This is a genomic window from Polaromonas sp. CG_9.7 (assembly GCF_015752205.1).
Lineage (GTDB): Bacteria > Pseudomonadota > Gammaproteobacteria > Burkholderiales > Burkholderiaceae_C > Polaromonas.
In genome coordinates this window covers 55,315-76,721 of record NZ_JADOVG010000006.1, presented here as the reverse complement: position 1 = coordinate 76,721, position 21,407 = coordinate 55,315, and the positions used below count along the sequence as shown (strand labels likewise).

The 21,407-nt window shown below is 59.7% G+C and carries 19 protein-coding genes and 1 pseudogene; 9 read left to right on the top strand and 11 right to left on the bottom strand.

The features are described from left to right. Nucleotides 1-35: 35 nt before the first annotated feature. The 3 genes from ccsB to IWX87_RS07940 form a co-directional block, all read right to left on the bottom strand. The gene (gene ccsB, locus IWX87_RS07950) at nucleotides 36-1,406 is read right to left on the bottom strand and encodes a c-type cytochrome biogenesis protein CcsB (protein ID WP_370583814.1); all 1,371 of its coding nucleotides are present in this window, start codon (nucleotides 1,404-1,406) and stop codon (nucleotides 36-38) included. 14 nt (nucleotides 1,407-1,420) lie between these two features. Next, a complete protein-coding gene (locus IWX87_RS07945) occupies nucleotides 1,421-3,655 on the bottom strand; it encodes a cytochrome c biogenesis protein ResB (protein WP_196862995.1) in 2,235 nt (744 codons plus the stop codon). Nucleotides 3,656-3,858: 203 nt separating this feature from the next. Beyond that, nucleotides 3,859-4,515, bottom strand: coding sequence for a cytochrome c (locus IWX87_RS07940; protein WP_196862994.1), 657 nt, complete (start codon nucleotides 4,513-4,515; stop codon nucleotides 3,859-3,861). A 203-nt stretch (nucleotides 4,516-4,718) separates the two neighbouring features. On the opposite strand from IWX87_RS07940, the gene yihA reads away from it, so the two are divergent. Further along, entirely contained in the window at nucleotides 4,719-5,480 is a 762-nt protein-coding gene (gene yihA / locus IWX87_RS07935) for a ribosome biogenesis GTP-binding protein YihA/YsxC (protein WP_196862993.1), read from the top strand. Nucleotides 5,481-5,590: 110 nt separating this feature from the next. Continuing rightward, nucleotides 5,591-6,502: an alpha/beta fold hydrolase gene (locus IWX87_RS07930; RefSeq protein ID WP_196862992.1), complete on the top strand. Its 912-nt coding sequence runs from the start codon at nucleotides 5,591-5,593 to the stop codon at nucleotides 6,500-6,502. A gap of 111 nt (nucleotides 6,503-6,613) precedes the next feature. Here the strand turns inward: IWX87_RS07930 and IWX87_RS07925 are convergent, their stop codons facing one another. Continuing rightward, nucleotides 6,614-7,477 (bottom strand): lipid A biosynthesis acyltransferase, encoded by an 864-nt coding sequence (locus IWX87_RS07925; RefSeq protein ID WP_196863114.1) that lies wholly within the window; start codon nucleotides 7,475-7,477, stop codon nucleotides 6,614-6,616. 29 nt (nucleotides 7,478-7,506) lie between these two features. Continuing rightward, nucleotides 7,507-8,364 carry a lysophospholipid acyltransferase family protein gene (locus IWX87_RS07920; RefSeq protein WP_196862991.1) on the bottom strand — a complete coding sequence of 286 codons (858 nt, stop codon included), beginning with the start codon at nucleotides 8,362-8,364 and terminating at the stop codon, nucleotides 7,507-7,509. Nucleotides 8,365-8,533: 169 nt separating this feature from the next. Between IWX87_RS07920 and metK the strand changes: the two genes are divergently transcribed. Next, nucleotides 8,534-9,721, top strand: a complete 1,188-nt coding sequence (gene metK, locus IWX87_RS07915; protein ID WP_196862990.1) for a methionine adenosyltransferase — start codon at nucleotides 8,534-8,536, stop codon at nucleotides 9,719-9,721. 171 nt (nucleotides 9,722-9,892) lie between these two features. Here metK and IWX87_RS07910 read toward each other — a convergent pair whose 3' ends face one another. Beyond that, nucleotides 9,893-10,111 (bottom strand): hypothetical protein, encoded by a 219-nt coding sequence (locus IWX87_RS07910; RefSeq protein ID WP_196862989.1) that lies wholly within the window; start codon nucleotides 10,109-10,111, stop codon nucleotides 9,893-9,895. A 364-nt stretch (nucleotides 10,112-10,475) separates the two neighbouring features. Continuing rightward, entirely contained in the window at nucleotides 10,476-11,165 is a 690-nt protein-coding gene (locus tag IWX87_RS07905; RefSeq protein WP_196862988.1) for a hypothetical protein, read from the bottom strand. Between the two features lie 330 nt (nucleotides 11,166-11,495). Here IWX87_RS07905 and IWX87_RS07900 point away from each other — a divergent pair, with 330 nt between their 5' ends. Together IWX87_RS07900 and groL are read left to right on the top strand one after the other, a co-directional pair. Next, on the top strand, nucleotides 11,496-11,786 hold the full coding sequence (locus IWX87_RS07900; RefSeq protein ID WP_196862987.1) for a co-chaperone GroES: 291 nt from the start codon (nucleotides 11,496-11,498) through the stop codon (nucleotides 11,784-11,786). Between the two features lie 103 nt (nucleotides 11,787-11,889). Continuing rightward, complete coding sequence (gene groL, locus IWX87_RS07895) at nucleotides 11,890-13,539, top strand: chaperonin GroEL (protein ID WP_196862986.1); 1,650 nt, start codon at nucleotides 11,890-11,892, stop codon at nucleotides 13,537-13,539. Between the two features lie 76 nt (nucleotides 13,540-13,615). On the opposite strand, the gene IWX87_RS07890 is transcribed toward groL, so the two are convergent. Together IWX87_RS07890 and IWX87_RS07885 are read right to left on the bottom strand one after the other, a co-directional pair. Further along, entirely contained in the window at nucleotides 13,616-15,082 is a 1,467-nt protein-coding gene (locus IWX87_RS07890; protein WP_196862985.1) for a HAMP domain-containing sensor histidine kinase, read from the bottom strand. Beyond that, nucleotides 15,079-15,816, bottom strand: a complete 738-nt coding sequence (locus IWX87_RS07885) for a response regulator transcription factor (RefSeq protein WP_196862984.1) — start codon at nucleotides 15,814-15,816, stop codon at nucleotides 15,079-15,081. The genes IWX87_RS07890 and IWX87_RS07885 overlap by 4 nt, the downstream gene beginning before the upstream one ends. 98 nt (nucleotides 15,817-15,914) lie before the next feature. On the opposite strand from IWX87_RS07885, the gene IWX87_RS07880 reads away from it, so the two are divergent. The 4 genes and pseudogenes from IWX87_RS07880 to IWX87_RS07865 form a co-directional block, all read left to right on the top strand. Next, nucleotides 15,915-16,544: a cytochrome b/b6 domain-containing protein gene (locus IWX87_RS07880; RefSeq protein WP_196862983.1), complete on the top strand. Its 630-nt coding sequence runs from the start codon at nucleotides 15,915-15,917 to the stop codon at nucleotides 16,542-16,544. Next, nucleotides 16,541-17,332 (top strand): molybdopterin-binding protein, encoded by a 792-nt coding sequence (locus tag IWX87_RS07875; RefSeq protein ID WP_196862982.1) that lies wholly within the window; start codon nucleotides 16,541-16,543, stop codon nucleotides 17,330-17,332. Before IWX87_RS07880 ends, IWX87_RS07875 begins: the two co-directional genes overlap by 4 nt. An 88-nt stretch (nucleotides 17,333-17,420) precedes the next feature. Next, on the top strand, nucleotides 17,421-17,741 hold the full coding sequence (locus tag IWX87_RS07870; protein WP_196862981.1) for a pentapeptide MXKDX repeat protein: 321 nt from the start codon (nucleotides 17,421-17,423) through the stop codon (nucleotides 17,739-17,741). A 32-nt stretch (nucleotides 17,742-17,773) separates the two neighbouring features. Continuing rightward, nucleotides 17,774-19,081, top strand: a pseudogene (locus IWX87_RS07865) (cytochrome c biogenesis protein DipZ); the annotation flags it as partial. A 323-nt stretch (nucleotides 19,082-19,404) separates the two neighbouring features. Here IWX87_RS07865 and IWX87_RS07860 read toward each other — a convergent pair. Both IWX87_RS07860 and pgi read right to left on the bottom strand, forming a co-directional pair. After that, nucleotides 19,405-19,734, bottom strand: a complete 330-nt coding sequence (locus tag IWX87_RS07860; protein ID WP_196862979.1) for a DUF805 domain-containing protein — start codon at nucleotides 19,732-19,734, stop codon at nucleotides 19,405-19,407. 98 nt (nucleotides 19,735-19,832) lie between these two features. Next, nucleotides 19,833-21,407 carry a glucose-6-phosphate isomerase gene (gene pgi / locus IWX87_RS07855; RefSeq protein WP_196862978.1) on the bottom strand — a complete coding sequence of 525 codons (1,575 nt, stop codon included), beginning with the start codon at nucleotides 21,405-21,407 and terminating at the stop codon, nucleotides 19,833-19,835.

Here is a 21,407-nt window from a genome sequence, read left to right as displayed (position 1 = left end):
CGCAAAGGATTCAATACCAAAGACTCACCTTGAGACTACAAGGTTCCGTAACTGTGCAAGCCTGACAGGAACATGTTCACACCCAGGAAGGCAAAAGTGGTGATGGCCAGGCCGCCGAGCGCCCACCAGGCGGCCACCGTGCCACGCAGGCCCTTCATGAGCCGCATGTGCAGCCAGGCTGCGTAGTTGAGCCAGACAATCAATGCCCAGGTTTCCTTCGGGTCCCAGCTCCAGTAGCCGCCCCAGGCTTCAGCCGCCCACAGGGCGCCCAACACCGTGGCAATGGTGAAAAATGCAAAACCGACGGCAATCGCCTTGTACATCACGTCGTCCAGCACTTCCAGGCTCGGCAGGCGGGCGGCGATATGCTTGCGGCTCAGCAGGATGCCACCCGTGATCAAACCGGCCACCAGCAGGTAGACAACCCAATAGTTGCTGCCGCCGGCTTCGAGCGGCGACTTGCGAAACACGATGGGCACAAAGCACAGCACCACGCCCAGCATCCACAAAGGGGTCAGCTTGTACCAGCGGGTTTCCTGCGCCTGTTGCTTGACGTGGTAGGACAGCGCCACCATGGCCGCCAGCGCAAACATGCCGTAGCCGATAAAGTTGGCGGGCACGTGCAGTTTCATCCACCAGCTTTTCAGCGCCGGCACCAGCGGCTGGATTTCGTGCGCCTCACGAACCACGGTGTACCAGAGCAAAAAGCCGACGGCGGCGCTGACCACCAGCATGACAAAGGCCCCCAATGCGCGGGTCTTGTACTCGGCTTCAAAGTACAGGTAAAAGGCGGCGGTCATCCAGCAGAACAGCACGAATACTTCATACAGGTTGCTGACCGGAATATGGCCGATGTCAGCGCCAATCAGATAGCTTTCATACCAGCGGACCAGTGTGCCGATCAGCGCCATGCCCACGCCCACCCAGGCGATTTTCGAACCCAGCGACTCCAGCGTGGCACTGTTGCTTGAGCCAACGCTGTTCGGCGTATTGCTGGCAAACATGCCAATCCAGTAAAAAATCGTGCTCATGAAGAACAGCACACTCATCCACAGGATGGCCGACTGACTGGACAGGAAATACTTGAGCCAGAACACCTGTTCGGCCTGCGCCAGATCGCCCTGGTAGGACGTGATGCCCAGCAGCGCAAAACCGGCGACAACCATCATCAGTACGCGCAGCGGTCGCCAGAACCAGCCCATCGCAATGGTGGCGGGAATGGCACCGAACAAGATACCTTTCTCATAAATATCCATGTAGGCGCTGTAGCGGGCAAAGGCATACAGGAAGCCGCCCGCCACCAGCACGGCAAACACCCAGTCCAGCGCATTGCGCTTGGCGAAATAGCCTTCGTTCAGGCTTAGCGTGCTGTCGCCGCCAGCCGAAAGGGTGGTCGTGGTGTTGATGCGCGTCGTGGTGTTCATTGGGGTGCCTGCAACAGTTTCGTTTTCAACATCTCGAATTCCTTGTCGCCATCCATGGTTTTACGGTTGGTAGACAAAGCCATGGTGGCCTGGCTGCTTTGGGCAGATTCTGACACCGAATGCCCGGCCTGGGTACCGCCTGCGGAATCGGCATTGCCGGGTGCATGGACAGACGCAATTGGTGCCAGCCAGACCCATATCCGGCGCTCGCGGATGTACAGCATGGCAAAGATACCCAGGATCAAAAAGGCGCAGCCCAAGTAGACAATGGTCTTGCCTGGCGCCCGCGCCACCTGAAAAACGCTGGCCTGGACCTGCTTGAAGTCCTTTAACTGAAACGCCATCGGCGCCGGGTAATGCGGCGCGTCTGACAGGCTCAGCACCATCTGCGACATGAAAGCCTGCGTTTTCTCGTCCTGTGGCAAGGGCTTGAGGCTGGCCTGCTCGCGTGTCATCGAGGTCAGCTCGAACAGCACGCCATTGAGGATGCGGACCAGCACTTCGCCGGCACGCTCGCGCTCTGCCTGCGGCACATTGGCCTCCATGAAATCGGAAATTGCCTGCAGTCCGGCAACCGGAACAGCCCTGCCCGCAGGCGTGCTTGCAGGCGCCACCGCAGCGGCCTTCGCACCGGCAAACAGCGCCAGCGCACGCGACGCCGACTCGTTCAGTTGCTGCGCAAGTTCTGGCCGGTCCGTGCCGACGGCCAGACGGGTATAGCGCCTGACTGCCAGGTCGCGCTGCGCAGGATCGGCCAGTGCGTCACGCAGTCGCACAAAAGTTGCCGTGCTGCTTTCTGGATCGGCCGGGATGCGCAGGTACTGGAAGGCGTCCATCGTGTTTTCACGAACGCCCATCAGGAACATGGGCGGGGTGTCGGGGTTGTCGTCCATCTTGACCGGCAGCATGTAGTTCTGGAACTCACGCGCCTGACCAGCGGCATCGCGCAACTTGTAACTCACACTGGGGCCAACATTGCGCAATTGCTTTTGCGTGACGGTCTTGTTGGCCGCACCGAGCCGCGTTTCAATCGCCTTGTGCAGGTCCACCTTGCGCACGTCGGCGCCCGGGCTTGCCGCGCTGCCCGAAACACCAGCGAAATTCTCGACATTGATGACGCGCAGCGCGGTGTATTCCAGCGTGAGCTGCTCGGCGCCAGCGCCTTGGCCGTTGGTCAGCGCGCTGCTGCCGCCGATGGTTCCCTGGATTTCAAAAGGCCGGGTGGCGGCGGACATCGGAATCGCGCTCAGCGTGACACTGGAGCCGCCGTCGTCGAAGCTGGACTGGTAAATCTCCACGCCTTTGTAATTGGCCGGGTGGTTGACCTCGACCCGCTGCGGAATCTTCTCGCCTGTCGCCTTGTCGTGGATGACGATGTCGCTGGCAAACAACTTGGGCATGCCGGTGGAGTAATACTCAACACTGAATTTCTTCAGTTCTATGGCAAAAGGCAATTCCTGCAGCAGGATGCCGCCTGGCTGGTTCAGAATCGCGGTGCTCGACTGCGTGCCCTCGGCCACCAGCAGGTTGGCGCGAAAGGTCGGGTTGCGCTCGCTCAGCCGGTGCTCGGCCGGCACATCGGCAATCAGCCCGCCGCCGGTAAAGGTGGTCTTGCCGTTGAGCAGCATTTGCGCCCGCACGATCATGTCGCCGTCAAGCAGGCCGCCAATGCAGATCAACACGATGGCGCTGTGTGCGGCGATGTAGCCCAGCTTGTTGACCGAGCCCTTTTTGGCGGCAACCATCCAGCCCGCGCTTCGCTGCTGGAGCTTGACCTTCCAGCCGCTTTCAACGAGGGTCTGGCCGATGCGCCGCGCAGCGACTTCGGGCGACTCGGCCAGGCCCGCATGCGCGCGGTGGCCAAAGGCCTTGAGGCTTTGCTCCCGCACGTCTTCCTTGAGCTGGTTGAAGTCGCTCAAAATCTTGGGCGTGTTGCGCGCGATGCACAAAGACGTGGACACCACCAAAAAAGCCAGGATCAGCAGGAACCACCAGGCGCTGTAGACCGTGTTCAGGCTCGCCAGGCTGAACACTTGCGCCCAGAACGGACCGAACTGGTTGACATAGTTGCCAAGCGGCTCTTGCTGCTTGAGCACCGTTCCGATCACCGAGGCAATGCAGATCACGGTCAGCAGCGAAATCGAGAAGCGCATCGACGACAGCAGCTCCACCGCCGCGCGCAGGGTGCGCGAGCCCCAGTTGACCTTCATGCCTTCGGTGGAAACTGTCATACGTGAAATTGAAAGCTCAAAGGCTTGGTGTGTGGCGTGGAAATGAACTGTAAAAAAACAAAAAGGCGGACTTTCCTCAGAAAGACCCGCCTTGATATGACTGACAAATGCGGCTTCGGTTCAATGCCAGTCAAGGATTTCTGGAGGAAACCGGCAAAAACAAAAACGGGCCCCGGACCACGGCAAAGCCGCAGTTTCAGGACTCAGCGCAAGCCGGCGATGTAGTCGGAAACTGCCCGGATTTCCTTGTCATTGAGCTTGGCCGCCACCTGGGTCATCTGCAGGCTGTTGGTGCGAACACCGTCACGGAAATAGGTCAGCTGCGCGGCGGTGTACTCGGAATGCTGGCCGCTCAGGCGCGGATATTGTGCAGGAATGCCGGCGCCCGTCGGGCTGTGGCATCCAGCGCAAGCGGGAACCTGACGATCGGCAATGCCGCCGCGGTAGATACGCTCACCCATGGTGACCAGTTCTTTTTCCTTGGCAAAACCGGGCTTGGCTTTTTTGCTGGTGGCCCAGTAAGCAACGTTCTTCATGTCGGCGTCCGACAAGGTGGCGGCAAAACCCTGCATGATGGCATTTTTACGTTTGCCTGACTTGTATTCCTGCAACTGCTTGACCAGGTATTCGGGATGCTGCTGCGCGAGCTTGGGGTACCCCGGCGTTCCGGAATTGCCGTCGGCACCATGGCAGGCAGCGCAAACGGCGGTGAAAGTGGCTTCCCCCTTGACCAGGTCAGGCTTGGCGGCCATGACTGGCGCCGCTGCAGCGGCTACCGGTGCGGCTTCGCCTGCTGCAAATGAAGACATGGCGGGCAAGGCCAGCAGGGCGGCCAGTAGGGAAGTAGCGAACAGCTTCATATCGGGACTTTTAATTGGTTGGCGCACAGAACTTGGGTAAGGCCGGATTTTACAATGGCTTGGACGCCAAGCCCTATTATCGGGATTTGGCAAACGGCTATTCGCCTGCCTTGTGGGCGAGCGCCTGCCGTTGCGCACTTTTATTTTTTCCGGCCTGCCTTGCAATGGCAGCGCAGCCACCGACTTCCAGGGATCGCCCCATCATGACTTCTTCCGCTTCCTTGCCTCTTGCAGCCGACGCCAAGCCCAATCCCAAGATCGCCATGGGCTGGCTGCACACCGCCAAATTCCTCACCACCGCGCCCGAACTCAAGCACCTGCCGCGCATCGAAGTTCCCGAGATCGCCTTTGTCGGCCGCTCCAACGCCGGGAAATCGACCTGCATCAACACCCTGACACAGCAGCACCGGCTGGCGTTTGCTTCGAAAACGCCGGGGCGCACGCAAAGCATCAACCTGTTTTCGCTGGGCAAGCAGGGCGTAACCGATGCGGTGCTGGCCGACCTGCCGGGCTACGGCTATGCCGCTGTTCCCAAAGAAGCCAAGTACCGCTGGCAACAGGTGATGGGCAATTACCTGCAGACGCGCGACAACCTCCAGGCCATCGTGCTGCTGTGCGACCCGCGCCTGGGCCTGACGGAACTCGACGAAGTGCTGCTCGACGTGATCCGGCCGCGTGTCGAGGACGGTCTGAAATTCCTGGTGCTGCTGACCAAGTCCGACAAGCTCAACAAGACCGATGCCGCCAAGGCGCTGCAGATCGTCAAGTTGCAGGCGGGCGGCGGCGACGTGAAGCTGTTCTCGTCGCTGAAGCGCCAAGGCGTCGAAGAAGTCGCCCAGCATTTGTGGGACTGGGCGCACCCCAAGGAAAAGCCGGTCAAGGCGCCCAAACCCGCGCCGGAGTCGCAAGGCGAACCGGAGTCAAGCGCTGAAGAACCAATACCGCCGGCGGCTGATCCGGCCTGATGCCTGACAGGACCATGCCCGTCCAACAGGCCCGAGAAGCGAAGTTTCAAGCAAATAACGGCTGTAGCGCACGCCCTGCAAGCGCAAGCAGCTATTAATAAAGTAGCATCATGATTGAAACCAACGACTACCTGTTAGCCCACGGCATCACCCTCTCCTGTCGCTGCACAGGCACCCAGGGCCGGCCGGTGCTGATGTTTCTGCACGGGTTTCCGGAAGCCGCTTTTGTCTGGGATGGCCTGCTGGAACATTTCGCGCGGCCCGAGCATGGCGGCTTTCGTTGCATCGCCCCCAACCTGCGCGGCTACGGGCCGTCCAGCGCACCGGCCGATGTGGCCGACTACCGGCCCCGGCACCTGGTGCAGGACATTGCCGCGCTGATCGAGCACGAAGGCGGCCCATTGGCCTGCCTCGTCGCACACGACTGGGGCGGCGCCGTCGCCTGGAACCTGGCGGCCAGCGCGCCGGGCTGCATGGAAAAGCTCGCCATCATCAATTCGCCGCACCCCGGCACTTTTTTGCGCGAGTTGCAGCATTCGCCAGCGCAGCAGGCCGCCAGCGCCTACATGAATTTTTTGATCCGTCCAGATGCCGAAACGCTGCTGGCCGAGGACGACTTTCGCCGGTTGTGGGCTTTTTTTACCGCCATGGGCGCAGCTGACGGACCGCACGCCTGGCTGACTGACGCCGTCAAGGCGCAATACCGCGACATCTGGCGCGCCGGACTGACCGGGGCGCTCAATTACTACCGCGCCTCGCCGCTGCGACCGCCCCGCCAGGGCCCGCCGCACCACGACCCGGCCGCCGCCGCCGTGGTGATTCCGCGTGACAAGCTGGAAGTGCATGTGCCGACGCTGGTTATCTGGGCCATGGACGACACCGCCCTGCCCCCGGCCTTGCTCGACGGTCTTGAAGATTTCGTGCCGCAAATGCAGTTGCACCGTGTCGAGGGCGCGACGCACTGGATCGTGCATGAGCAGCCTCAACGGGTCATCAACTTCCTGCAGGATTTTCTTCGCTAAACCATGAATTGTGTGCGCCATGCTATTAAAAAAATAGCTACTTATGCATGCCTGTAAAGCGCTAATCCACTAAGAGACTTTAAATCCGAACCGCCACATCCGAACTTTTGCTCAGTACAGCGAAGGCTCGCCTTCAGGCCGTGTCTTGAAGCGTTTGTGCACCCAGTAGTACTGCGCCGGCATGGTGTCGATGTAATCCTGCAGCCGCGCGTTCATCAGCGCGGTGTCGGCCACCGGGTCGCCACTGGGAAAATCGGTCCAGGCCGGCATCACCTGGACCTCATAACCGCCGGGCGTGAGGCGCGGCAGCAGCGGCACGACCTTGGCCCGGCCCAGGCGCGCAAAGCGCGACAGCGACGGCACGGTCGCGGTCGCAACGCCGTAAAACGGCACGAACACCGACTCGTCCGGTCCAAAATCCATGTCGGGCAGCAAGTACAGCGGCTGCCCTTCGCGCAGCGCCGCGACGATTGGCTTGACGCCCTCGATGCGGCCGAACAGGCGCAAATGGCCAAAGCGCTGGCGGCCCTGCAAGATCCACTGGTCCACGAGCTTGTTCGACTGGTCGGTGTAGATCGTGGTTGATGGCCGGGGCATGGCCAGCGCGGTGGCTGCCCAGGCTGCATCCAGGCCAATGAAATGCGGCAGGAAAATCACCGTCGGGTCGGTGCCCGCCAGTTCGTGGATGGCACCGGTCAGCCGGACACGCTGCCGCACGCATTGTTCAGACGCATGCCACAGCCAGGCGCGGTCCAGCCAGGCTTGCGAAAAACAGACAAAGGTCTGAATTGCCAGCTTGCGCCGCTCCACCTCGGAAAGCGCCGGAAAGCACACCGCGAAGTTTGCATGCACAACGCGCCGGCGCGCGCCGATCAGGCCATACAGCACCCAGCCCAGCACCGCTCCAAAGGCGCGCACGGCCGGCAGCGGCAGCCAGGCCAGCGCTTTCATGAAGCCAATGCCAACCCGCGTCATGGCATGTCCGATCGAGGGACGGAAATTACTCAAACCGCGTCCTTGCGGGGTGTCTTGTAACGCGCATAGCCCCAAAGGTATTGGCCGGGCTGACTGCGCACAATGGCCTCGATCGCCTGGTTGATGCGTGTGACCGCCTGCAGCATGTCGGGCTTTTCACCTTTTTCAGCCGCGTCAACCCCGGACACGGCCGGCCAGATCTTCAGGAAATAGCCCCGGCCCCGGGGCAGACGCTCGCAACTGACTGGCAGCAGGACCGCGCCGGTTTGCAGGGCCAGCCGGGCTGCCAGCGTCATGGTGTACGCCGGACGGCCAAAAAATGGCGCCCAGACGCCCCAGCCTTCGGGCGGCACCTGGTCGGTCAGCATGGCAACGGCCTGGTTGGCCTTTAGGGTCTTGTGCATCAGCCGGATGCCGCTCAGGCTGGCCGGCACGACGGTCAGGTTCAGGCGGTCGCGTGCCAGGCTTTCAAGTCGGGCCAGCCAGGCCTTGCGGGCGGGCCGGTAAATGGCGGTGATTGGCCCGTAAAGCTCGGCCAGCGCCTGCGGCCCCAACTCGAAACTGCCGCAATGCGGTCCGAAAAATATCACGCCCTTGCCCTGCGCATACGCCTGTTCGGCATGCGCCTGGCCTTCGAGCCGGACATTGCCCAGGCACGACTGCGAACGCGGCCGCATCCAGAGCCTGGGCAATTCGCCGACAAAGCGCCCGGCCTCGGCAATCGCTGGACGGGCCGCTTCAAACGGCAGACCGGCCTGCGCCACGTTGGCCCGGAACTGGGCGCGATAGCGGGCACTCAGCCACCAGACCAGCCAGCCCAGTCCGGCGCCGAGCGCGTGCAGCACCGGCAGCGGCCAGCGGGAAAAGAAACGGAATAACCAGAGCATGAAAAGGGTGCTGAAGGACCAATGAAGACAAAAAAGGGAGCGTCTTATAATCGCGCCTGTCGCCGAGTTATTGAACAACTTGCAGGGCGACATTAAACCAAACTGCTAAAGCGTTCGCCAAAGCACTTCCTGCTGGCAACGCGCCAGCAAAACTTATGGAGTGTACGCAATGGCGAACGATTTTCTCTTTACTTCCGAATCCGTCTCCGAAGGCCATCCCGACAAGGTGGCCGACCAGATTTCAGACGCCATCCTGGACGCCGTCTTCAAGCAGGACCCGCATGCGCGTGTCGCCGCTGAAACGTTGACCAACACCGGCCTGGTCGTGCTGGCCGGCGAGATCACCGCACGTGAGGACGTCAATGTCGACTACATCCAGGTCGCGCGCGACACCCTCAAGCGCATTGGTTACGACAACACCGAATACGGCATCGATTACAAGGGCTGCGCGGTCATGGTCTGCTATGACAAGCAGAGCAAGGACATTGCCCAGGGAGTGGACCACGCCTCGGACGACCACCTGAACACCGGCGCCGGCGACCAGGGCCTGATGTTCGGTTATGCCTGCGACGAAACGCCCGAACTCATGCCCGCGCCCATCTACTATGCGCACCGCCTGGTCGAGCGCCAGTCGCAGCTGCGCAAGGACGGGCGGCTGCCGTTTTTACGGCCCGACGCCAAGAGCCAGGTGACGATGCGCTATGTCGATGGCAAGCCGCACAGCATCGACACCGTGGTGCTGTCCACCCAGCACAGCCCGGACCAGAGCGAGACGCCCACCAAAATGAAGGCCTCGTTCATCGAAGCCGTGATAGAGGAAATCATCAAGCCGGTGCTGCCAAAAGAGTGGTTGCAGAACACCCGCTACCTGATCAACCCGACAGGCCGCTTTGTCGTTGGTGGCCCACAAGGCGATTGCGGCCTGACCGGGCGCAAGATCATCGTTGACACCTACGGCGGCGCCTGCCCGCACGGCGGCGGCGCCTTCAGTGGAAAAGACCCAAGTAAGGTGGACCGCTCCGCCGCCTATGCCGCGCGTTATGTTGCCAAAAACATCGTGGCCGCAGGTTTGGCCCGTCAGTGCCAGATTCAGGTGGCGTATGCGATTGGCGTGGCCAAGCCCATGAACGTGACGGTGTATACCGAAGGCACCGGCGTCATCCCGGACAGCCAGATTGCAGAGCTGATCAACGCACACTTTGACCTGCGTCCGAACGGGATCATCCAGATGCTGGACCTGTTGCGGCCTATCTACGAAAAGACCGCTGCCTACGGCCACTTTGGCCGCGACGAACCTGAATTTACTTGGGAACGCACCGACAAGGCCGCAATTTTGCGCAATGCCGCAGGTTTGTAGTGCTATTTCCTTTGGCCGGGACCTGTCGGGTCAGGCCAAAGAAAGACACGAAATTGATGGATTGCAACAATCGGTGAGAAATCAGAAAAACACCGTTCTGTTTCACCTGTTCTGAAAGCCACGGGCGCAGTCCGTCAAGGTCAGGGCAAAAAAATCACTTGAACGCTGGCGCTATCCCCGGGTGTAAGGCGAATCGGGAATGAACTTGCTCTTGGTTCCCTGAAGTTCCGGTGCGGGTTCTGCGTCAGGCTGAGGAACAGGCACTGTCTTGTTGGTCCCCTCGAACCCGAAATCCTTGCCTCGGCGCTTGGGGCCGGAGTCAGGGGCAGGATTGGCATTTTGCGTCCCTTTCGGATCGCGTGAATCGGGTGAATCAGGCGTTTTGGCCATATCTGGCACTCCCTCAGGTGATGAAATGGCTGTTTTCCTTGTGCGTCAGCAACAGGCTCTCGCCCACTGGCGGCTGTAGCAGCGCGTTGTCAATTTCAACGGTAAAAGGCCATCCGTTGCACAACCTGCCAACGGCAGGCCTTTCGTTGCGCACGGAAAAACTTTGAACCGAAATCGGTGTGGAGCCACTTGCGAAAGAACTATCTTTTGGCATGATTATTTATTGCTCAACAGTCAACAGTCAACAGGAATTTACTTTAAAGCTGGCTTTTCCTGTCCTCTATCGGAATTAGAGGAAATTACTGTAGGACACCAGGCAAGTGAGGCTCATCTACTTCCTAGAATCGCGCTGATACCTGAAAGTTCAGGGTTGCAAAAGTAACGTGCCGGTACCTGAGTATTTCATCTTCACAAAGCCCGCTGCATAGTCAATATGCACACCTTCGGCATCGGCAAGGGCTTGCACATCAGCCCATTGCAACGCACGGTAGGTCGGCATCTGGTTGCCCCCGGTGAGCAGCTCATTCGACGCGGCAGGTGCTGTCGTGATGCACAGCCGGTGGTCGCCTGCCTCGGTTTCCACGCTCACCACCACGACAGCCGGTGGCTCGAACGCATCGGTCAGCGCGATCAAACTGGCAGTGAACACGCTGCGAAGCATGCCCTTGGGCAGCCTGGCGACGGATTGCGCAGCCTGGTTGTCTAAAGAAAACCCGCGAAATGAAAGTTCGGTCGCCATCAGGCTCAGGGATTCCTCGACCGCGCTGTTTACCGCAACCAGTTCGTTGTCCTTCGGCGCCAGCCAGGTCATCAGGTTCATCGACGTGGCGGCAGCTTCCCGCGACAAGGTGGCAAGGGCCTGGGTGTTCTTGGCCAGCTGGTCCATGTCGGGTGCGGCGCCCTTGACCCGCCTTTCCAGCATGGCTGACATCATGCCGATAGGCTGAAGCGTCCCGGCGAGGTTGTGGCGAATGGCCGGCAGTAGCCGGCGCATGAGGGCATAGCGGGCCGCCTCGGCAAGACGCTCTTTCAGATTGATAATTTCGCTGGACATTAAGAAAAGGCAGATGGTGTTAATAAATCTTGGATCAGGGTTTCGCCTGGGCGGCCATGCATGATGCAAAACGTCAAGCAAAAGCGCCCCCGGCCACGGCCATTACCGGCCAAATAATAGCAGTGGCCGGCGGTCTGATTTTCGGTGCAATCGCAGGCAAATCAACCAATTCAACAGCCAGCCCTTGAAAACAGGGATGATTGCCCCTATTATTAGCACTCGATGGTATGGAGTGCTAACAACATTACACGCCGCCCAATCGACAGGCAATCGCTTCTCAGCGGTTGCGCTTCAACTTCAAAAACCATTGTTAAAAACAAGGAGCTTTTCATGAATCTTCGTCCTTTGCACGACCGCGTGATTGTCAAACGCGTGGAAAACGAAACCAAAACAGCTTCCGGCATCGTGATTCCGGACAGCGCTGCTGAAAAGCCAGATCAGGGCGAAGTGCTGGCCGTTGGTCCAGGCAAGAAGAATGACAAGGGCGAAATCGGCGCCATGGCCGTCAAGGTCGGCGACCGTGTGCTGTTCGGCAAATACAGTGGCCAGACCGTCAAGGTTGACGGCGACGAGTTGCTGGTCATGAAAGAAGAAGACCTGTTTGCAGTGGTCGAGAAGTAATCTTTTACCCGCTTCGATATTGCTACTTATTTAATAGCTGCTTATGTACGCAGGACGTGCGCAAGCAGCCTATTTCATTCATAAATCTTAAGGAATCCGAATCATGGCAGCAAAAGACGTAATTTTCGGCGGCGAAGCCCGCGCACGCATGGTCGAGGGTGTGAACATCCTGGCCAATGCCGTCAAGGTGACCCTGGGCCCCAAAGGCCGCAATGTGGTGCTTGAGCGCTCGTTCGGCGCCCCGACCGTGACCAAGGACGGTGTGTCCGTCGCCAAGGAAATTGAACTCAAGGACAAGCTGCAGAACATGGGCGCGCAGATGGTCAAGGAAGTCGCTTCCAAGACGTCTGACATCGCTGGCGACGGCACCACCACAGCGACCGTGCTGGCACAGGCCATCGTTCACGAAGGCATGAAGTACGTGGCTGCGGGCATGAACCCGATGGACCTGAAGCGCGGCATCGACAAGGCCGTTGCGGCCCTGGTCGAAGAGCTGAAGAAGGCTTCCAAGGCCACTACCACGTCCAAGGAAATCGCACAGGTCGGTTCGATCTCTGCCAACTCCGACGAAACCATCGGCAAGATCATCGCTGACGCGATGGACAAGGTCGGCAAGGAAGGCGTCATCACCGTTGAAGACGGCAAGTCACTCGACTCCGAACTCGACGTCGTTGAAGGCATGCAGTTTGACCGCGGCTACCTCTCCCCTTACTTCATCAACAACCCGGAAAAGCAGTCCGCACTGCTGGACAACCCGTTTGTCCTGCTCTACGACAAGAAGATCAGCAACATCCGTGACCTGCTGCCTACCCTGGAACAAGTCGCCAAGGCTGGCCGTCCGCTGCTGATCATTGCCGAAGAAGTCGAGGGCGAAGCCCTGGCAACCCTGGTCGTGAACACCCTGCGCGGCATCCTGAAGGTTGTCGCTGTCAAGGCCCCTGGTTTCGGCGACCGCCGCAAGGCCATGCTCGAAGACATCGCTGTACTGACCGGCGGCAAGGTCATCGCTGAAGAAGTCGGCATGTCGCTCGAAAAAGTGACGCTGGCTGACCTCGGCCAGGCCAAGCGCATCGAAGTGGGCAAGGAAAACACCATCATCATCGACGGTGCCGGCGAAGCGGGCGACATCGAAGCCCGCGTCAAGCAGGTTCGTGTCCAGATCGAAGAAGCGACCAGCGACTACGACCGTGAAAAACTGCAAGAGCGCGTGGCCAAGCTGGCCGGCGGTGTTGCCGTGATCAAGGTCGGCGCAGCCACCGAAGTCGAGATGAAGGAAAAGAAAGCCCGCGTTGAAGACGCACTGCACGCTACCCGCGCTGCTGTCGAAGAAGGCATTGTGGCTGGTGGCGGCGTGGCCTTGCTGCGCGCCAAGCAGACCGCTGGCGTCATCAAGGGTGACAACGCTGACCAGGACGCCGGCATCAAGCTGGTGCTGCGCGCCATCGAAGCCCCATTGCGCGAAATCGTTTACAACGCAGGCGGCGAAGCCTCTGTGGTGGTGAACGCTGTGTTGGCCGGCACCGGCAACTACGGCTTCAACGCCGCCAACGACACTTACGGCGACATGATCGAAATGGGCATTCTGGACCCAACGAAAGTGACCCGTACGGCCCTGCAAAATGCAGCGTCGGTCGCATCCCTGATGCTGACCACCGAAGCCATGATTTGCGAGTCTGCCAAAGACGACGCACCTGCAGGCGGCATGGGCGGCGGCATGGGTGGAATGGGCGGCATGGGCGATATGGGCATGTAATGTCCCGCCTGGCCAGGGTTTGACCCTGGCCTCCCGGTTAGCCAAAAGCCCCGCAGCGTCAAGCTGCGGGGCTTTTTCACGCCAGCCGGAAGGAAAACACGGCGCCTTTTTCTGCACGCTTGAGCAGCGCGATATCGCTGCCATGGAGTTGCAAGATACGCTTGACAATCACCAGCCCGAGTCCGCCGGCCAGCCCGCCCGCCGATGAAAACATGGGCCGCATGAAAAGCCCCTTGTGCAGCTCGTCAGGAATGCCCGGCCCCGTGTCACTGACTTCAACCCGTACACCTGTCCCTTCGGCACGCAACTGCACCACGATCTCACCGCCCTCGGGCGTATGGCGTATGGCGTTGTCCAGCAGATTGGTAAGCACCCGCTCGATCAGGCCAAGATCAGCGGTGACTGCTGGCAAGCCCGGCGCGATATCAGCCACCAGCCGTTGATGTCGAGTCTCCGAAGCCAACCCGAATTTCTGAAAGACGTCCTGAATCAGATCGGCCAGTGCAAAACTTTCCATCTCCGGCTGCAACACCCCGTACTCCAGCCGGGCCAGTTCAAACAGCTCTTGCGCCAGGCGCCCGACCTTGCGGCTCTGACCGAGTGCAATCTCAAGATAGCGGCGGCGGTCAGCATCCCCCAGCGTATCGGCCTTGATCAGCAAGGTTTCAAGATAGCCATGCAGGGAAGTGAGCGGTGTGCGCAAATCATGCGATATGTTGGCAAACAGTTCACGTCGTTGCTGCTCCTGAGCCGTCAGTTCGTGCCACTGCTCGGCGATACGCTGGGTCATCACTGCAAAAGACTTGGCCAATGTGGAAATTTCGTCGCTGCCTTCGCATGCTTGCGCCAGCGCGGGTGCAGCGCCTTCAAGCGCCGCCAGACCATCGGTTTGCAGGTGGCCCACAGCATCCGATAGCTGGCGCAAGGGACGCGTGATCAGGTGAAAAGCCGCCAGCCCGGCCAGCAAACCCAGCAGCGTCACCAGGCCCATGGACCAGAGCGTCGAACGCAGCAGGCTGTCGGCCGAAAGCCTGGCGGCCAGGGTGTCGCGCTCTTCACCGAACAACACGACATAGACATAGCCGGCATCACGTCCATCGACCTTGAGCGGCGCGGCGCTGAACACTTTGCGTGAACCAGGGCTGCGCGGATCGTCGCCAAAAACCGGCAATGGCGCACCGGCCAGCAGGCGCCGCACTGGCGCCATATCAACCCGCTCACGCTTGAGATGTCCCGGCGGTGCGGCCTGCGCTTGAATACGCCCGTCAGGCGCCAGCAGATAGACCTCAACGCTGGGGTTGACCGCCATGAGTTTGTCAAACAGGTCATGCACTGCGCCCTCGTTCACACCACCCTGTGCCATTAACGTCGAGTTTTCGGCAATATGCGCTGCCAGCCCGATGGACAGGCGCTGGGTCAACTCTTCTTCATACTGACTGTGGGCTCTCGTCTGCAGCCAGACCGACGCGCCGCAGCACGCCAGCAGCAATACGGCAAAGACAATTGACAAATTCTGGGAAAGGGAAAGGCCACGAAGCTTCATGGCATTTTTTCCGAGGACATCACGGATGAAGTGTCGGCTACCAGCTTGTAACCGCGCCCCCATACCGTGAGGATGCGCCTGGGCTCCGCCACATTGGCTTCCACCTTGATACGCAGGCGGTTGATGTGGGTGTTGACCGTGTGTTCATAGCCGTCATGCTGATAGCCCCAGACCTGGTTGAGCAGGTCGAGCCGCGAAAAAACCTGCCCCGGATGGCGTGCAAAAAAATACAGCAGGTCGAACTCTCGGGGGGTGAGCTCAATCGGCTTGCCGTCCATCTGTACCGAACGTTCGAGCGGGTCGATGCAAAGGTTGCCAAAATCGATGCGGCCCGAACCTGCACGCGCAATGCGCGCCATGGCGTCCGTGCGCCGCAGCAGCGCACGCACACGCGCCACCAGTTCCAGCACGGAAAAAGGCTTGGTAAGGTAGTCATCGGCACCCAGTTCCAGCCCCAGGATACGGTGTACTTCGCTGGAGCGGGCGCTGATGATGATGATGGGCGTGTAGCGCGTCATCGCGCGGGCACGTCGGCAAATCTCGAGACCATCGACGCCTGGAAGCATGACATCGAGCACCATGGCATCCCAGCGACCACCCTCCAGTTCACGCAGGCCCGCATGCCCGTCAGCGGCATGGACCACCGTGAAACCTTCGTCGCACAAGTGCATTCGCAAGAGTTCGGCGATGTGGGGGTCGTCCTCGACGACCAAAACGCGTTTGGCAAGGTCCATGGCTGGAAATTATCACGTCATCCGCGTTTTTTAGTTATCACAATTAATTGAAGATTCGGTGATAAATCTGCCATGTGACAAATCTAATAATCCACCCCATGAAACCCAATATCAATGCAGCAGACACGGCGCCCATCCACCCGGTGTGGATGCGCATCACCCATTGGCTCAACGCCATCGCGGTGCTGGTGATGGTGGCAAGCGGCTGGCGCATCTACAACGCGTCGCCGTTTTTTCCTTTCAGTATTCCGTCTGAGCTGACGCTGGGCGGCTGGCTCGGCGGTGCATTGCAATGGCATTTTGCGGCCATGTGGCTGCTGGCCGCCAATGGCCTTGTCTACCTGATGCTGAACATTGCAAGCGGCCGCCTGTTCCGCAAGTTTTTTCCATTGTCAGTGCCAGCCATCATGCGCGACGCCCTCGCTGCACTGCGCGGCCAACTGTCCCACGCCGACCCGCGCCGATACAACAACGTGCAGCGCTTTGCCTACCTGTTCGTGATGCTCGACATCGTGCTGCTGGTGCTGTCAGGGCTGGTGCTGTGGAAGTCCGTTCAATTCGGATTCCTGCGCGACCTGCTCGGCGGCTATGAGTTTTCCCGGCGAATCCACTTTTTTTCCATGGCGGCCCTGGTTGCCTTTGTCGCCGTGCACCTGGTCATGGTCGCACTGGTTCCCCGCACGCTGCTCACCATGCTAAGCAGTGGTCGCACACGAAAGACAGTATGAAAATCATTCAACGTCCACCCCTGGCCGGCATTGACAGCGATGCCGCACTGTCTGAAGCCCGCAAACTGATCGGCAGGCGTATCAAGCAGCCGGCGCGCCGTGCGTTCCTGCAGCGTTCGCTGACATTGGGCGGCCTGTCACTGCTGACGGGCTGCAGTATCAGCGACAACGACAGCGTCGAAGCAGCTCTGGCGCGAATTTCGCGTTTCAATGACACAGCACAAGGCTGGATTTTTGACCCCAAGCAGTTGGCGCCGACCTATCCAGAATCGATGATCACACGGCCTTTCCCCTTCAATGCCTATTACAGCGAAGACCAGGTCCGTGAAGTGGACGAGGCCAGCTACAAACTCGAAGTGACCGGTCTGGTCACCGACAAGCGCAGCTGGACACTGGCTGAACTTCGTGCATTTCCCCAGCAAGACCAGGTCACACGGCATATTTGTGTCGAAGGCTGGAGCGCCATCGGCAAATGGGGAGGCGTGCACTTTGCTTCTTTCCTGAAGCGCATCGGTGCCGACACCAGCGCGAAATACGTCGGCTTCAAATGCTCGGACGACTACTTCACCAGCATCGACATGCCGACAGCCTTGCATCCGCAGACGCTGCTCACGCTGAGCTATGACGGTCAACCTCTGCCGCCCAAATACGGCTTTCCGATGAAGCTGCGCATGCCGACCAAGCTGGGCTACAAGAATCCGAAACACATCAAGGCGATGTTCGTCACCAACACCTACCCTGGCGGCTATTGGGAAGATCAGGGTTACAACTGGTTCGGCGGAAGTTGAGCACTTTGAAGTGCTCAACACTGTTGATACGTGCGGCACGCGTTCATCCCGAACGCGGCCATCTGAAAACGACTCTCAAGGAATTGAAATGAACAAACTCTCTGCAACCCTCCTGGCCACCTGCATGACCATCGCCTCCGTTTCGGCATTTGCCGCAGACGAGATGAAAAAAGATGCCATGGGCAAAGATGCCATGGGCAAAGACGCCATGACCAAGGATTCCATGAGCAAGGACCACATGGCCAAAGACGGCATGATGAAAAAAGATTCCATGGGCAAGGACCACATGGCCAAAGACGGCATGATGAAAAAAGATTCCATGAGCAAGGACCACATGGCAAAAGACGACATGATGAAAAAAGATGCCATGGGCAAGGACGCCATGTCAAAAAATGAAATGAAAAAGTGATTTTTTGACAGCGCTCTGACCTGAGGTTCCTCATGATTTTTTACCTCCTGTCGTATCTTGGCGGCGCGCTGACCATTCTCGCGCCCTGCATCCTGCCGGTACTGCCCTTTGTTTTTGCACGGGTTGACCGGCCTTTCATGAAAAGCGGCTTGCCATTGCTAGGCGGAATGGCATTGACTTTCGCGGTGGTGGGAACATTGGCCGCGGTTGCAGGCAACTGGGCCATGCAGGCCAACCAGTACGGCCGACTGGCCGCGTTGGCACTGCTCGCGCTCATGGGCTTGGCCTTGATTGCGCCGCGCTGGGCGGAACGATTGGGCCGGCCCGTGGTGGCACTGGGTTCCCGCTTTTCCAGCACGACGTCGAAAGCCAGCGGCAATACGGAAAACTTCATTCTTCCGGCATTTTTCACCGGTATGGCCACCGGCCTGCTCTGGGCGCCGTGTGCAGGTCCCATCCTTGGCCTGATCCTGACCGGAGCCGCCATCGAAGGCCCGAGCGTGCGCACTTCCCTGTTGCTGCTGGCCTATGCGGCTGGCGCGGTGAGTTCACTGGCGCTGGCGCTGCTTGCCGGCAACCGCGTCTTCAGCGCCCTCAAGCGATCCCTCGGCATGGGCGAGTGGGTTCGCAAGGGGCTGGGTGTGGCCGTGATTGCCGGCGTTACGACAGTCGCGCTGGGACTGGACACTGGCTTGCTGGCCCAGTTTTCGTCGGGAAGCAGCGCATCGGCAGAAAAAAGCCTGTTCAAGTGGCTGGCCCCCAAGCCAGGTGGTGCTGCGCCCATGGCGGCGACAAGCGCCTACAAACTGGCTGGTACGGCAGATTCAGGCCGATTCATCAAGATGCAGGCACGCCCGGCATCGCCGGTGCTCAACTTGCCGGTGGAAGGCAAGATGCCCCCGATCAGCGGCGCCGTCGAGTGGCTCAATTCGCCACCTCTCTCGGCTGAAGAACTTCGCGGCAAAGTGGTTTTGGTCGATTTCTGGACTTTTGGCTGCATCAATTGCCGCAACGCCCTGCCTTATGTGAAGGAGTGGCACCGCAAGTACAAAGACCAGGGGTTGGTCGTGATCGGGGTCCATTCACCTGAGTTCGCTTACGAGAAAAATATCAGCAATGTGAAGCGTGCACTCGGTGATCTGGGAGTTGTGTTTCCGGTCGCGGTTGACAACAACTTTGCGATCTGGCGCGCGTTCAACAACATGTATTGGCCAGCACATTATTTTGTCGATGCCCAAGGCCGAATTCGCTTTCATCACTTTGGCGAAGGCGAGTACGAAAAATCAGAACAGGTCATCCAGCAGTTGCTGGAAGAAGCCCGAAAACAGGCCAAACCGGTGTGACTGCGCCCTTTGACAAAGCGCAAGGTACAGCCGGCGAAGGCGCTTTGACAAACCAGCGATTGACGCATCCAGCCCTGAAGTGGACCCCGCGAAAGTGACCCGCATGGCATTGCCAAATGCGGCTTGCGTCGCATCGCTGATACTGACAACCAAAGCCATGGTCTGCGAGTCCGCCAATGACGACGCACCTGCCGGCGACATGGGCCGGGCTTTGTTAAAAAGCCTGGTGGCAGGCCCCGCATTTTTGGCCTCCAGCCAAAAGGGCCACAGCGCGCAAGCGTTGTGGCCCTTTTTTGATGGATGGGCGAAAACCGAAAACGTCAGGCCAGGTTGGAGCCGTAACTGCTGACGTTATCTTCCGTGGGTTGGACCCACCAGTAAAGCAGCACCAGGAATCCGATTCCCGAGATCATCAGGAGCTGCCACCAGCCGCTCTTGCCAATGTCGTGCAACCGGCGCGCACCCACCGCCAGCGCCGGCAACAGCAAGCCCAGGCTGACCAGGCCGCCCAGTTTCGCGCTGATGGTGTTGGCAGCCACCGAAACCAGTACCTGGAACAGAAAAAACCACCAGAATTCCGAACGCGATGCCCGCCCAGAAAACGTTGCATAGTTGCGCAGGCAACTGGAAATGGCTTGGCTAAAATTCATGATTTCCTTCCCCGGGTTGATTAGAAAACTCAAGAGATTACCCTTGGTTCATCATAAGCCGATGCGCTGACAGCCAGCCTGTCAAAACAGCGCCCTTGTCAACGCAAGCGCTGCAGCAATCCGGCGGTCGAGCCGTCCAGCCCGGAAATATTGCCACTTTGCAGGCGTGGCTCAATGTCTTTGGCCAGCACCTTGCCCAGTTCGACGCCCCACTGGTCAAAGCTGTTGATGCCCCAGATGGCGCCGCTAACAAACACGCGGTGCTCCTGCAGCGCAATCAGCGCGCCCAGGCTGGCGGGCGTGAGCCGCTCCAGCAGCAAAAAGGTGCTGGGCCGGTTGCCGGGAAAATCGCGGTGGCCGCCGGCGTCCACCTTGCCCTGCATCAGCGCCTGCGCCTGCGCCAGAACGTTGGCCAGCAGCTTGCCATGGTGGCCGGGCAGGTCATCCGGCGCATGCGCCGCTTGTTTGATCGCCACGAATTCGACCGGAACCACCGAGGTTCCCTGGTGCAGCATTTGAAAGTAGGCATGCTGCCCGTTGGTGCCAGGCTCGCCCCACAGCAACGGCGAGGTGTCAAAAGGCAAGGGCTGGCCATCCTGGTCCACGCGCTTGCCGTTGCTTTCCATTTCCAGTTGCTGCAAATACGCTGGCCAGCGACGCAAGGCGCTGCTGTAGGGCGCGATAGTGCGGCTGGAAAAGCCGTGAAAGTTGCGGTACCAGACATCGAGCAGGCCCAGCCGCACCGGCAGGTTGTGCGCCAGTTCGGCCGTGCGAAAGTGTTCGTCCATTGCATGCGCGCCGGCCAAGAAGTCACGAAAGCCCGCCGCGCCAATCGCAATGGCAATGGGCAGTCCAATTGCCGACCACAGTGAATAGCGCCCGCCCACCCAGTCCCAGAAACCGAAGGTGGTGGTGATGCCGAAGTCGTTCGCCGCCGCCACATTGGTCGTCAGCGCCGCGAAATGCCGGGCGATGTCGTGGCCGCCCTGCGCTTCGAACCAGGCCTTCGCCGAATGCGCATTGGTCATGGTTTCAGTGGTGGTGAAGGTCTTGGACGCCACCAGGAACAGCGTGTTCTCGGGCTTCACAAGGCGAAGTACGGCAGCCAGCTCGTCACCGTCAATGTTCGACACAAAGTGAATCCGCTTGCCGGCTGTGGCGAATTCACCCAGCGCCAGCACCGCCATCTGCGGCCCCAGGTCTGAACCGCCAATGCCGATGTTGACGATGTCGGTGATGGCCTCGTCGGCGCGCACCTGCTCCGCGTAGTCCAGCATGGCGTTCAAAGTGGTTTCCACCTCAGCCTGCGCATCCGCTACTTTATTGATAGCTACTTGAGCAGGTATGTATTGCGCGGAAGGCGGATTTCGCAATAAAAAGTGCATCACGGCACGGTTTTCGGTGCGGTTGATGCGTTCTCCGGCAAACATCGCGTCGCGTTGCGATTCCAGTCCGCACTGCCGCGCCAATGCCAGCAGCAGCGCCTGGCTGTCAGCATCAATCAGGTTTTTGGACAGGTCGGCAAACACATGCGGCGCGTCCTGGCTGAAGGCTTCGAAGCGGTGAGGGTCGCGCGAAAACGCTTCGCGCAGGTCGAAATTTTGGCCGCTGGCTTCAAAACAGGCCTTGAGTTCTCCCCAGGCGGGGGTCCGGTCGCAACGCACTGGTTTCAT